The organism is Pseudomonas sp. Irchel 3H9 (assembly GCF_900187495.1).
Classification (GTDB): Bacteria; Pseudomonadota; Gammaproteobacteria; order Pseudomonadales; family Pseudomonadaceae; genus Aquipseudomonas; species Aquipseudomonas sivasensis.
In genome coordinates, this window is sequence record NZ_FYDK01000004.1 from 687321 (window position 1) to 700379 (window position 13059).

13 protein-coding genes are annotated in these 13059 nt (G+C 61.3%); 8 read left to right on the plus strand and 5 right to left on the minus strand.

The genetic code is table 11. The features are described from left to right. Window positions 1-15: 15 nt before the first annotated feature. The 6 genes from CKW32_RS18420 to CKW32_RS18445 all read left to right on the plus strand — a co-directional run bounded on the left by CKW32_RS18420 (window position 16) and on the right by CKW32_RS18445 (window position 6213). The gene (locus tag CKW32_RS18420) at window positions 16-981 is read left to right on the plus strand and encodes an amino acid ABC transporter permease (protein WP_095185617.1); all 966 of its coding nucleotides are present in this window, start codon (window positions 16-18) and stop codon (window positions 979-981) included. Continuing rightward, window positions 974-1747, plus strand: coding sequence for an amino acid ABC transporter ATP-binding protein (locus tag CKW32_RS18425; protein ID WP_095185618.1), 774 nt, complete (start codon window positions 974-976; stop codon window positions 1745-1747). The genes CKW32_RS18420 and CKW32_RS18425 overlap by 8 nt, the downstream gene beginning before the upstream one ends. Window positions 1748-1765: 18 nt before the next feature. Next, the gene (locus CKW32_RS18430; protein ID WP_032887252.1) at window positions 1766-2689 is read left to right on the plus strand and encodes an ABC transporter substrate-binding protein; all 924 of its coding nucleotides are present in this window, start codon (window positions 1766-1768) and stop codon (window positions 2687-2689) included. Between the two features lie 12 nt (window positions 2690-2701). Continuing rightward, window positions 2702-4285 (plus strand): FAD-dependent oxidoreductase, encoded by a 1584-nt coding sequence (locus CKW32_RS18435; RefSeq protein WP_095185619.1) that lies wholly within the window; start codon window positions 2702-2704, stop codon window positions 4283-4285. A gap of 11 nt (window positions 4286-4296) precedes the next feature. Next, window positions 4297-4719: a RidA family protein gene (locus tag CKW32_RS18440; RefSeq protein WP_032887256.1), complete on the plus strand. Its 423-nt coding sequence runs from the start codon at window positions 4297-4299 to the stop codon at window positions 4717-4719. A gap of 159 nt (window positions 4720-4878) precedes the next feature. Then, window positions 4879-6213 (plus strand): LLM class flavin-dependent oxidoreductase, encoded by a 1335-nt coding sequence (locus tag CKW32_RS18445; RefSeq protein ID WP_095185620.1) that lies wholly within the window; start codon window positions 4879-4881, stop codon window positions 6211-6213. Window positions 6214-6216: 3 nt separating this feature from the next. Here CKW32_RS18445 and CKW32_RS18450 read toward each other — a convergent pair whose 3' ends face one another. Continuing rightward, window positions 6217-6774 carry a hypothetical protein gene (locus tag CKW32_RS18450; RefSeq protein ID WP_256585346.1) on the minus strand — a complete coding sequence of 186 codons (558 nt, stop codon included), beginning with the start codon at window positions 6772-6774 and terminating at the stop codon, window positions 6217-6219. Continuing rightward, the gene (locus CKW32_RS18455; RefSeq protein ID WP_095185621.1) at window positions 6771-7685 is read right to left on the minus strand and encodes an NAD synthetase; all 915 of its coding nucleotides are present in this window, start codon (window positions 7683-7685) and stop codon (window positions 6771-6773) included. Before CKW32_RS18455 ends, CKW32_RS18450 begins: the two co-directional genes overlap by 4 nt. A 184-nt stretch (window positions 7686-7869) precedes the next feature. Between CKW32_RS18455 and CKW32_RS18460 the strand changes: the two genes are divergently transcribed. Together CKW32_RS18460 and CKW32_RS28405 are read left to right on the plus strand one after the other, a co-directional pair. Then, entirely contained in the window at window positions 7870-8358 is a 489-nt protein-coding gene (locus CKW32_RS18460) for a type VI secretion system tube protein Hcp (protein ID WP_095185622.1), read from the plus strand. A gap of 48 nt (window positions 8359-8406) precedes the next feature. Beyond that, entirely contained in the window at window positions 8407-8589 is a 183-nt protein-coding gene (locus CKW32_RS28405) for a hypothetical protein (RefSeq protein ID WP_143499405.1), read from the plus strand. On the opposite strand, the gene CKW32_RS18465 is transcribed toward CKW32_RS28405, so the two are convergent. The 3 genes from CKW32_RS18465 to CKW32_RS18475 form a co-directional block, all read right to left on the minus strand. Further along, complete coding sequence (locus CKW32_RS18465; protein WP_032887260.1) at window positions 8564-9895, minus strand: OprD family porin; 1332 nt, start codon at window positions 9893-9895, stop codon at window positions 8564-8566. The two genes, CKW32_RS28405 and CKW32_RS18465, sit on opposite strands and share 26 nt — an antisense overlap. 62 nt (window positions 9896-9957) lie before the next feature. Continuing rightward, window positions 9958-11499 carry an MFS transporter gene (locus CKW32_RS18470; protein WP_095185623.1) on the minus strand — a complete coding sequence of 514 codons (1542 nt, stop codon included), beginning with the start codon at window positions 11497-11499 and terminating at the stop codon, window positions 9958-9960. A gap of 9 nt (window positions 11500-11508) precedes the next feature. Further along, entirely contained in the window at window positions 11509-12717 is a 1209-nt protein-coding gene (locus CKW32_RS18475; RefSeq protein WP_095185624.1) for an aspartate transaminase, read from the minus strand. Window positions 12718-13059: the final 342 nt, after the last annotated feature.

The window sequence follows — 13059 nt, forward strand, 5'->3', positions numbered from 1 at the left end:
GCCGAGGAATAAACCATGCCTATTGTCGCCAAACCCTATGACCTGATTGACCAGCCCCGCGAGGTTCGCCAGGTCCGTGTCTCCCCACCGATCAAAGCCCTGCAAGTGGTGCCTGCCCGGCACCCGTGGCGTTGGGCCGGGTCGATCTTCGCCGCTCTGGTGCTGCTCGCGATCGCCCATTCCCTCGCCACCAACCCGCGGTGGGAGTGGGGTGTGTTCGGCCAGTGGTTCTTCTCGCCGTCGGTGCTGCGCGGGCTTGGGCAGACGTTGTTGCTGACGCTGTTGAGCACGGTGTTCAGCGTGATCCTCGGCACGGCGCTGGCCCTGGCGCGACTGTCCGGCTCGCCGCTTTTGGCGGCCCTGGCCTGGGGCTATATCTGGTTTTTCCGTTCGATGCCGGCGTTGCTGGTGCTGATCATCCTGTACAACTTTGCCTACCTTTATGACCACATTGTGCTCGGCGTGCCGTTCACCAGCGTGGTATTTGCCGAGTGGTCGACGGTGGACGTGCTCAGCCAGTTCACCACGGCGGTTCTCGGTTTGAGCCTGATGCAGGCGGCCTACGCGGCGGAGATCATTCGCGGCGGCCTGATCGGTGTGGACGCCGGTCAGCATGAAGCGGCAGCGGCGCTCGGTTTGCCTGCATCACGCCGCATCTTCCGGATCATCCTGCCCCAGGCATTGCGCTCGATCCTGCCGTCGGGCTTCAACGAGATCATCGGCCTCGTCAAGGGCACGTCCATCGTCTACGTGCTGGCCCTGCCGGAGCTGTTCTACACCGTGCAGGTCATCTACAACCGCACCCAGGCGGTGATCCCGCTGCTGATCGTCGCCACCGTGTGGTACCTGATCATCACCACCGTGCTGACCAGTGCTCAATATTACGTCGAGCGTCATTTCGCACGGGGAACGGCAAGGGTGCTACCGCCCACGCCGTTGCAGCGCATACGCGGTTGGCTCAAGGAGAAATCCTATGAGTGAAGCGCGCGCAGGACGTATCCAGATCCAGGGCGTGGGCAAGCGCTTTGGCAGCCAGCAGGTGCTCAAGGACATCGACCTGACCATCGACCCCGGCAAGGTCACGGTGATTCTTGGGCCGTCCGGCTCGGGCAAGTCCACCTTGCTGCGCACCATCAACCACCTGGAGAAAATCGACAGCGGGCACATCACCATCGACGGTGAATACGTCGGTTATCGGCGCAAAGGTGACCTGCTGTATGAACTCAAGGAGCGCGAGATTCTCAAGCGCCGCATCGACGTGGGCTTCGTGTTCCAGAACTTCAACCTGTTCCCGCACCTCACCGCTTGGGAAAACGTCGCCGAAGCGCCTTTGGCCCACAAGCGCTGGAGTAAGGCTGAGGCGCAGTCCAAGGCCGCAGAGCTGTTGGCCAAGGTCGGCCTGGCGGACAAGGTCGATGCTTATCCGCGCCAGCTTTCCGGCGGTCAGCAACAGCGCGTCGCCATCGCCCGTGCCCTGGCGCTGGACCCGAAGGTGCTGCTGTTCGACGAGCCCACATCGGCCCTCGACCCCGAGTTGGTGGGGGAAGTCCTCGACGTGATCAAGGGCCTGACCCTACTGGGCGTGACCTTGGTCATCGTCACCCATGAGATCGGCTTTGCCCGTGAAGTGGCCGACCACGTGGTGTTTCTCTGCGACGGCCAACTGATCGAAGAAGGCCCGCCTGAACAGATTTTCCGCCAACCCCGACATCCCCGCACCGTGGCCTTTCTCGGCAAAGTGCTTTAGTTAACGGAGTGACTGCCCATGTTTATCTCTACCGCTCGTATCGGCCTATTGGCGCTTGCCGTCAGCACCGCACAAAGCGCATTTGCTGTGCAACAGGTCGACCTCAGCCCCGACCGCGTGCGCGTTCATGTGCCGCGCAACGAGGCGGCCATCGCGCAGATCCCACCGGGTTTCAAGTTCGCCCAGCCGGGCAAGTTCACCGTGGCCGTGTCTGGCGTGGCAGGACCACCCCTGGCGCTACTGGCCAGTGACGACAAAACCACCATCGGCAGCGAAGCCGACACCGCGCAACTGGTGGCCGACAGCCTTGGCCTGCAACTCAACGTGGTGCAGACCAGTTGGGAGGATTGGCCCCTGGGCGTCAGCTCGGGCAAGTACGACGCGGTGATCAGCAACGTCACCGTGACTGAGGCGCGCAAGAAGCGTTTCGACTTCGCCACCTATCGCCAGGACGTGCTCGGCTTCTACGTCAAGACCACCAGCAAGATCTCTGAGATCAAACAGGCTGCGGATATTGCTGGGCTGAAGATCATCGTCGGCTCCGGTACCAACCAGGAAAAAGTCCTGCTGGCTTGGAACGAAGCCAATGAAAAGGCCGGCCTCAAACCCGCGCTGTTGCAGTACTTCGACGACCAGGCCGCCGCGCAATTGGCGGTGCAGTCCGGGCGCAGCGATGCGCTGTTCGGGCCTAACTCGGTGTACGCCTATTCGGCGGCGATCACCGGGGGCATCAAGCGCGTCGGCACGGTGAACGGTGGCTGGCCGTTGCAGGCCGACATCGCTGTGACCACGCGCAAGGACAACGGCCTGGTCAAGCCTATCCACACCGCCCTGGAAGGCGCGATTGCCGGCGGCCAATACGAACAGGTGCTGCAACGTTGGGGCCTGGATGTGGAGCGCGTGGACAAGTCGCTGATCAACCCACCCGGCCTGCCGGATTAAGGAGCAATCGACATGGGACTGACACGACGTGAAGCGTTGTCGAGCATAGCGGCGGTAGGCGGCGAAAAAGCCGTCAAGGATGCACTGGCGGCATTAGGTTTGGGGCCGTCGTCGCACCGCCGTCCGCAACCGTTGAAACTCAAAGAAGGCTTGGGGCAAGGCACCCGCGTGCTGGTGTTGGGCGCCGGGATCGCCGGTCTGGTCACCGCCTTGGAGCTGACCCGCGCCGGGTTTGACGTGCAAGTGCTGGAGGCGCGTGAGCGGGTCGGGGGGCGCACCTGGACCCTGCGTCATGGCGACCGCGTGGACTACAAGGATGGCCGCACGCAAACGGCGGCATTCGATCAAGGGCATTACTTCAACGCCGGCCCGGCCCGGATTCCCAGCCAGCACCGCACGATCCTCGACTATTGCAGTGAGCTTGGCGTGCAGTTGGAAGTGCTGGTCAACAGCAGCCATGGCGCCCAGGTAAGGCCCGATGTGCAAAAGCCGGCGTTCAGCGTTGGCCAGGCGATCAATGATGCGCGGGGGCACTTGTCCGGCCTGCTGGCCAAAGCCGTGCAGCGTGATGCCCTTGATGATGTGCTGAGTACTGAGGAACGCACGCGGTTGCTGGCGTTTTTGCAGGTGTACGGCGACCTGTCCCAAGAGTTGGCCTTTGAGGGCACGATTCGCTCGGGGCACCTTGAGTCTCCTGCCCATCCGGGCGCGTTGCCGGCCAGTCGCAGCCCGTTGTCGCTGGATCAACTGCTGCACCCGGAACTGTGGGGCGCATTGCTGCACACCGAGTTTCCGGAGTTTTCGGCGACCATGTTTCAACCAGTCGGCGGCATGGACCGCATCACCGACGCGTTCTATCAACGGGTGAGTGATCACGTGCAGTTGGGGGCCGTGGTGCGTCAGATCCGCCAATTGGAGGACGGCGTGGCGGTGACCTATCACGACCAGCACAGTGGCCGCGAACAGGTGGTGCGTGCCGATTACCTGATCTCGACGTTGCCGCTGCCGTTGCTGGCCAAACTCGATACCGACTTCAGTGACCCGATCAAAGCCGCGCTGCTCAGCACCCGCAGCGACCAGGCGACCAAAGTGGCGTGGCAATCCCCGCGCTTCTGGGAAACCGACTACCGCACCTATGGCGGGCTGTCGTGGATCGAACACCCCGCGCGCCTGTTGTGGTACCCGAGCAACGACCTCAATACCCGCGAAGGCCTGCTCGTAGCCGGCTATGTAACCGGCGAGGGCGCCGATGCGTTTGGCGCAAAACCCTTCACCGAGCAATACGCCACGTCCAGAGAAGCGGTTGAGCTGCTGCACCCCGGTTTCTCCAAACACCTGCGTAACCCGCTGGCCGTGACCTGGGAACAGATCCCCTACAGCGAGGGCCCGTGGTTGCAACGCGAACACTTCCCGGCTGACGCAAGCAGCCTGCTCGAAGCCGGCCATGGCCGTGTGTACTTCGCCGGCGACGGCCTGGTGCAAAGCGGCGTGGGTATCTGGCAGGAATCGGCGGCCAACTCGGCGCGGCATGTGATCGCGCAACTGGCCGAACGGGTAACCCAACAACGACAGGTCGCGGCACTCGCCGCCTCTTAAGGAGACACACCATGAGCGACAGCATTCAACGTACCAGCGTCGGCGATTTTCCGATCTCGCAGACCGTCACCGTGCCGGCGTCCGCCAGCCTGATCTTTGTCAGCGGGACCTTGCCGGACGCTGCCGATCCTCAGGTGCCGGGCGTCTATGGAAACACCGAAGTACAGACGGTTTCGGTATTCAACAAACTGCGCAAGGTTCTTCAGCAGCAGGACCTGGATCTGGGCGATATCGTGCAATTGCGGGTGTTTTTGGTGGGGGCTGAAGAGACCGACGGCAAGCTGGATTTTGCCGGGTTGCAGCGTGGGTATACGCAGTTCTTCGGTACGCCGGAGCAGCCGAACAAACCGGCACGGACGGCGTTGCAAGTCGTCGCGCTGCCATTGCCCGGAGCGTTGGTTGAAGTCGAAGCCATCGCTGCCCGCACAGCCTGATTCACGCGGTTAACAGTGTGGAAGGGGGCTTGGGCCTCGATGAGGGCGTGTTAGTTGATGCCTCTTTGACTGACCCGCAGCCATCGGGGGCAAGCCCCCTCCCACAGTGGGATCCGTTTTTTGCCCGTCAGTCCTCATGTTCGTTATGGAGAAATCCCTATGTCCACCTCACCCCGGCAACTCAAATTCGGTGCCATCCTCACCGGCGTCGGCACTGCGCAAAACGAATGGCTGCACCCACAAATCCCCGGCGATGCCAGTGTCGATATCGACTGGTACCGTGTCCAGGCGCAACAGGCAGAAGCGGCCAAATTCGATCTGGTCTTCATCGTCGACAGCCCCTACATCACCCCGGATTCCGCGCCGCATTTCCTCAACCGTCTGGAACCACTGACCCTGCTTTCGGCCATCGCCGGTGCGACGTCGAAGATCGGCCTGGTGGCCACGCTGACCACGTCCTACACCGAGCCCTTCAACGTCGCCCGCCAGTTTGCCTCGCTGGACCTGATCAGCGGCGGCCGCGCCGGTTGGAACGTGGTCACCACCGGCCTGGAAGGCGCGGCCGGCAACTTTGGCCGTGAGCAGCATATTGATCACACCGAGCGCTACCGCCGCGCGGCCGAGCACCTGAGCGTGGTGCAGGGGCTGTGGGATTCCTATGAAGACGACGCCTTCGTGCGCGACAAGGCCAGCGGCGTATTCCTCGACCCGCAACGCCAGCATCGCCTCGACCACCACGGCGAGTTTTTCTCAGTGACCGGCCCGTTGAACATCGCGCGTTCAGCCCAGGGCCAGCCGGTGATTTTCCAGGCGGGTATTTCCGAGTCAGGCCGCAGCCTGGCGGCGAATTACGCCGAAGGCATTTTTGCCGGCGTGGGCAATTTTGAAGACGCCCAGGCGTATTACAGCGACATCAAAAAACGGACTGCTGCCGCCGGACGTAACCCTGATCACGTGACCATCCTGCCGGGCATTTCGCCGATCATTGCCGACACCGACGAACAGGCCCAGGCCATCGACCGCGAGCGCAATGGCGAGCTGGACCTGGATAAAGCGCTGGTGCAACTGGGGCGGCCGTTCAACTACCACGACTTCAGCCAATATCCATTGGATGAACCCTTCCCGGAGCTGGGCGACCTGGGCAGCAACGGCTATCGCGGCCATGCCGAAAACATCAAGCAAGTCGCCCGTGACCAAGGACTGACCCTGCGCCAGGCGGCGTTGCGTTTTGCCAAGCCGTTCTCCAGCTTTGTTGGCTCGCCCAAGACCGTGGCCGACGAGATCGAACGCTGGTTTGTCGAAGGCGCGGTGGATGGTTTCAACATCCACGTGGGCGCACCGGATGACTTCGCGCGGTTTACCGACCAAGTGCTGCCGTTGTTGCGTGAGCGTGGGTTGTTTCGCAGTGAATACAGCCACAGCACCTTGCGCGGGCATCTTGGGCTGCCGGTGCCGGTGAATCGGCACACGGCTGCGCGGAGAGAAGCGGCCTGAGGGTTACCACCATTTCCAGCGGCCCTGTTGTTTCAGGGTCGCGATGATGGCTTCGCGTTTGTGGCGTAGCTCTACCGACTTTTGCCGCAGTTCGCGGCAGCGGTTGCTGTTGAGGATCAGCAGACCGACAAGTGGGCCGAGTAGGGCCAGTGCGTAGAGATAGGTGTTGGGGCGCCACAGGACGGCGGGTAGGGATATCAGCAGGCAGAGGAGGTAGATCGCGACGTTTATCCATACCCAATGGATTCGGCCGTAGAGCACTTCGTATTTGGCCAGGGCGAAAACTGCGGCGACTACCATGCCGCCAATAAAGGATGCGTTAGTGGATGTATGAATAGGAAGTGCAGAAAAATAGGTCATTGCGACCAGCAGCGTTACCAACCCTATTGAAAAGCATCCTGCAATCAGGTCGGCGCCTATTATTGGCATGAAGCGTCTTAGGAGTTTGCGCGGATCTTCGATAAAGAGCTCTGAGTGATAGGCATCTTCTCCTGTCATTCCTTTCCCATCGTTTATGCTTTTAAGGTTGTTCAGACTGTTGGCTTTTCTTCGCTTCTTCACTCGGTCACCTCTTCGTATAGACCGATTGCGAGTGTCTTGACGTTTCCGTTCATTGCACTGCTGGTAAACCCCAATGTTGCTGCCAAGGCATCTCTTATATGGTTGGCGGTGGCTTGTTTCATTTCGGTTGCGCTAATGCGTTTGGACGCCCGCCCCGCTGCCTGTTCCAACTTGAGTAGCTGAGTGGTGAGGCGTGGGTCGCGGATTCTGAGCAACTCGTTGTTCAGTTTTGCCCGCTCTTGTCGGGATAGACCGCTAAGGACTTGCCGCAGGTTTTTTCCTGTCACGCGCGTAGCAGTGTTAGCCGCTTTAACCGTTACAAGCGCCGAGCTTGTGACGCCGAGCAACGCCACACCATCCAGGACAGTCATTGCAGCGTCATACCATGCATTGTTGTCCAGTTCATCGTTGAATTGAGGGTTGTAGGCCTCACTGAATGTTCGAACAACACCAGAAAAGCATTGAATTGTGCTCGCAACTGCAGCGGCTTTACCAACGAAGGAAATCACCGCACTTGCTCCGCCAGTGAATGGCATAAACATAACTCCACTGCCGATAACCACCCAACTCAACACTGCTCCGATACACGTCGCTGTTGTACTCAGCGCCTCTACCATCAATTTTGACTCCCGAGGCTCATGCTCCAACATCCGCTTAAACTCCACCGGCCCCACATACCTCGGCGCTTCCCGCAGCACCACTTTGATCGGCCGCACGCTGCAAATCGCCTGGAACTCCCGCAGTACCACCACGTTGAAATCCCCATCGATATACACCACCCCCGCACCAATCAACGCCGGGTCGGCGTCTATGGCGAAGAACAACCGCCGCAGGTCGATGCTGCTTTCAATGCGTTGGCGTGTGGTGCGGTGGGCTGAGGGGAATCCATCCTTGAACAGAGCGGCCGTCATTCCTTAACTCCTTTTTTTGGGAGCTGAGAGAGTAAATACGCCGCAACTGGGATGAATGTCGGAAGCTTCGCCATTTACAGTCGGGTACGTCCTGAAGCGACGTTGACGTCTTGTATGCCCGCTCCTGATTGAGGAAAAGTGCGCGCCACGTCACTTCCGGCGGACCACAGGACAAGGAGCCAACATGGCAGTCGACATGTTTTTGAAACTGGGCGACATCAAGGGTGAATCGCAAGACTTGGCCCATCGTGACGAGATCGATATCACCAACTGGGGGTGGGGATTATCGCAAACGGGCTCGATGCATTCCGGCACGGGAGGCGGTTCGGGCAAGGCCGACTTCACCAACCTGAACCTGACCAAACCCCTGGATAAATCCAGCCCCAACCTGATGATGGCGTGCGCCACCGGCAAGCATTATCCCCAGGCCAAATTGGTGGTGCGCAAGGCCGGCGGAACCAGCCCGGTGGAGTATCTGGTGATTACCTTGAAGGAAGTCATGGTGGTGTCGTACAGCACCCGCGCTGACACGGCCGATGATGTTTTGTACGACAGCATCGCCTTGAACTTCGCCACCGTCGACGTCAGCTACCAGCCGCAGAAGGCGGATGGCGCCAAGGACGGTGGGCCGGTGAAGTTTGGCTGGAATATTCGGCAGAACGTCAAAGTCTGATCCCTTGCCGCCAACCCGGTTGTCTACCCGCTCGACGGCAATGCGACGATGGCAGCGTTGGGCACCAAACAGCTCAACCGCCTGTTCCTCAGCCCCATGCTGCTGCGCATCGAACACAATGTGCCCACCTTCGACTGCATGCCGCAGGTGGGCGAGGGCGCCCAGCATGACCCGCTGACCACGAGCCCAGCGGCGCCGCTTGTGCTTAGAGGATGTTCAACGGGTAGCTGACAATCACCCGATGCTCATCACTGTCCCGTTGGGTCGTCACTTCAGTGCGCAACGACGCGTGGCGCAGGGCAATGCTCAGGTTCTTCAGCGGCCCCTGCTGGATCACGTAGCTCACCGTCAAGTTGCGCTCCCACTCGCTTTTATCCCCTGTGGGCGTGCGGATGTTCGAGCCGCTTTCGTACATGCCCATAAAGCTCAGGCCTGGCACGCCGACCGAGGCGAAGTCATAGCCGTAACGCACCTGCCAGGTGGTTTCCCCGGCGCGCTGGAATTTGCCGATCATCGACTCGGTCATGAAGTAGGCCGTGGAACCGTCACCCTGGTTCAACCACACCGCATCGCTGTCGCCGCTGACCTGTTGCAGGCCGGCGGCAATCGTGTGGCCGTTGACCAGGTAGGTGAATTGGGCGCTGCTCAGGCGGCTGTCGACCTTGCCCTTGGTCACGCCGTCGCCGTAGTAGCCGAAGGTGTAGAACGCTGGGTCGTTGCCGTTGGCGCCGTCGGAGCGGTTGTCGAAGTGGCGCAGGTCGGTGCGCAGGGTGCCCGGGCCGATCTGCCAGTCGTACTTGAGGCCCAGGAAGTTCTGTTTGTAGAAGTCCTGCAGGTTGCCGTAGTAGTACTGCAAGGTCAGGTCTTTGGTCGGTTTGTAGTCGACGCCGCCGTAGTAGAACTTGTTGACGAACTCACCGGTACGCGCGTTGTTGGCGCCGGGAATCGACATGCCCATCTGGTCGCTTGAACCACGGCCCTTCACGTGTTCCAACTGGCCGAGGGTGAAGGTGAAATGGTCCAGGTCCTTGGACTGCACCTGCCCGCCATTGAAGGTCTGTTGCAACATGCGGTCGGTGGACATCACCACCGGCAGCATCGGCACCAGAGTGCCGTATTTCAGCTCGGTCTTGGCAAAGCGCGCCTTGGCCGTCAGCCCCAGGCTGCCGAACTCATCCACTGCGCGGCCATCGCTGTCGGTGGGGAACACGTTGCCGTTGAACGCGGTGCTTTGCGGGTTGTAGTGGCGCCCCTTGCCGGAGTCCAGACGCACACCGAACATGCCGATGGCGTCCATGCCGAAGCCCACGGTGCCTTGGGTGTAACCGGACTCGAAGTTGGCGATAAAACCCTGGCCCCATTCCTGGGTGTAGTTGGGGTCGGCGGCGCCGCTGCGGTTGTCGGCGTTGCTGAAGAAGTTGCGGGCCAGCACATTTAGCTTGCTGTCTTCCACCAGGCCTGCGGCGTAGCCCTGCTGGGCGATGATCAGGCCACAGAGGCCGGCGAGTACGGTTGGTGCGCGATTGAAAAGCTCCATTGGTGTCATCCCCATGTGTGATTGGTTTTTTGAGGGCAGTCAAAAGCGGCAGTGAAAGTTTTCTATTTTTTTTCAGGAGCGGGAGCAACGGTGGCCGGCACGACGTGCAGTCGCACCGGCGGTAAGCGGTACAGGATGAACAGGGCGAGCACGCCAATCCCCGCGCACAGCAGCAGGCCCACGCCCACCGACTGGGCCAGCGCATCGCGGGCCAGCTCCAGCCATGGCGTGGCGTCGAGATTGGCGTGCAACAGCACTTGTGGGTCGGCATACAGGGCAATGCCCTCGGCATGGCCCGCCGCAAGAAACACCCGTTGCAGATGGGTGCTGTAGAGCAGGTTGACCAGCACGCCCATGCCGGCAGTGCCGAGCAAACCGCCCACCAGACGCAGGGATTGAGTGAGCGCCGTGGCGATGCCGAGAAACTGCCGTTCGGCCAGGGTCTGGGTGAATACCGTGAGGTTGAGCAGGATGAATCCCAGGCCCAACCCGGCCAGTAGAATCAAGCCAAGCAACTCATTGAACGACGCGCTTCGTCCGACCACTGCCAACCCCAGGCACGCCAGCAGCAACGCGACAAAACCGGCCAGCGGCAACCAGTTTGGGTTGCGCAAACGGGTCACGATGCGGCTGTTGACGATGGCGCCGAGGGTGATGCTCAACGCCAGCGGTGTGATCAACACACCGGCGTCCTGAGGCGAATACCCGTAGGCGCCTTGCAGTAAGAGCGGCAGGTAAAACAGCAGCGAAAACATGATCGCCCCGGCGGCCACCGACAGCGTGAACAGCAGTTGCAGGCTCGGCAGGGTGAACAGCGCGGCCGGCAACAACGCATGCGGGCAACGCCGCTCCCAGTGCCACAACGCAATGATCGCCGCGATACACCCCAGACCTAACGCCGCGCTGAGTGCGAGGCTCGAATGCCCCAGCCATTCCACAAACAATTGCAGACTGCCCAACGCCAGCGCGATCAACAGTGCGCCGGGCCAATCCAGGCGAATGCTGCTGTGTTGTTGCGGGCGATACCACGGCAGGAAACGCCAGGCAATCAACAGCGCCAGGCAGCCCAACGGTAGGTTGATATAGAACACCGAGCGCCAGCCGAAGGCGCCGGTGAGATACCCCCCCAGCCCCGGGCCGATGGCATTGACTACGCTGAACAGCGCACTCAACAGCATCTGCCAGCGCAGGCGCTGGCGGGTGTCGGGAAACAGTTCGGGGATACAGGCGAACGCGGTGCCGATCAACATGCCGCCGCCGATGCCCTGCAACGCACGGCCGATCACCAGCACCAGCATGTCGTTGGCCAGGGCGCAGGCCAGGGACGCCAGAGTGAAGATCAACGTGGCGGCCAGTACGAACGGCTTACGCCCGTAGTAATCCCCCAGCCGTCCGAAAATCGGGATGGTGACGATGGACGCCAACAGATAACCAGTGGCGACCCATGCATAGAGTTCAAAGCCTTTGAGCTCGGCCACGATGCTCGGCAACGCGTTGCCGATCACGGTCTGGTCCAGTGCCGAGAGCATCAGCACCAACGAGATGCCAATCATCGCCAGCAAGGCTTGCTTGAAACTCAGGGGAGGGTGGGCCGCCGCGGTCATCGTCGAACCTCAGCGCAACGCGGCAACGGCAGCGGCAATGCGCGCGCAGCCTTGGTCGAGGGTGCTGATGTCGGTAGCAATCGACATGCGAAAGAACGGTGCCAGGCCATAGGCCGTGCCCGCCACTACCGCCACGCCCTGGCTTTCGAGCAGGTACATCACCACTTCGCTGTCGCTGTTGAGGGTTTTACCCTCGGCGGTTTTTTTACCTAGCAGACCGCCGCAGTTCACATACAGATAGAACGCGCCGTCCGGCTTGCGGCAGCTCAGGCCGGGGATTGCATTGAGCAGTTCAAGGCAACGGTCGCGTCGTTGCTGGTACACCTCGACGCTGTGTTTGACGAAGTGTTGGTCGCCGTTGAGCGCTTCCAATGCCGCCGCCTGACTGACTGAGCAGGCGTTACTGGTGGACTGGGATTGCAGGGTCGCCATGGCGCCGATCAGGTCGGCGGGGCCGGCGGCATAACCGATGCGCCAGCCGGTCATGGCGTAAGTCTTGGACACGCCGTTGACCACCAGGGTGCGGTCCTTCAAGGCTGGTTCAATGGCCAGGATGTGTGGGTTGTCCAGACCGTCGAAGCGGATGTGCTCGTAGATGTCATCGGTCATTAGCAGCACATGCGGATAGTCCAGCAGCACGTCGGCCAGGGCGCGCAGTTCGGCGTGGCTGTAGCTGGCGCCGGTGGGGTTGCTCGGTGAGTTGAGCAGCAGCCAGCGGGTGCGCTCGGTGATCGCTTCGCGCAACTGTGCTGGGGTCAGCTTGAACCCGTTGTGTTCCGGGCAGGCCAGGGTCACCGGCTCGCCTTCGCAGGCCAGGACCATGTCCGGGTACGACACCCAGTAGGGCGCAGGGATCAGCACTTCATCACCGGCGCCTAGGGTGGCGGCGAAGGCGTTGAAGATCGCGCTCTTGGCGCCGCTGGTCACCAGTACATGAGCGGCGGTGTAGCTCAGGCCGTTCTCGCGGGCCAGTTTATCGACGATGGCCTGGCGCAGTTCCGGGGTGCCGGCGTTTTGGGTGTAACGGGTTTCACCGCGCTCGATGGCCGCGCTGGCGGCTTGGCGGATGTGGGGGGGTGTATCGAAATCCGGCTCGCCCACTACCAGGTTGATGATGGACTGGCCTTGGCGACGCAGCTCGTTGGCGCGGTCGGACGCGGCGCTGCTGGGCGATGGTTTGATGCGTTGCACACGGGCGGCGATGCGGGAGGCGGTCACGGGCGTTCCTCGATGATGGCGTTGATGGCGTCACAGTACGAGGGCCGGGCGAGGGGGCCATAAGACGAGTTTGTTCTGGGTTGATAGGCAGTGCTTATGGCTGGGCTTGCACCAAGCAGGTGCGTCCAGTCCTGGCTGCTCCGAGCGGGTGCTTTGGGTGGGGGATCAGGAGCAACCATAGCAAAGCCTTATGGCTGGTTATGCGGGTGGCCTGTCTTTTGCAAACCTGCCAGGTGTACACAAATCCAAATGTGGGGGGGGGCTTGCTCCCGAAAGCAGTGTGCCAGTCACAGATGCATCCACTGACACTGCTATCGGGAGCAAGCCCCCTCCCACATTTAA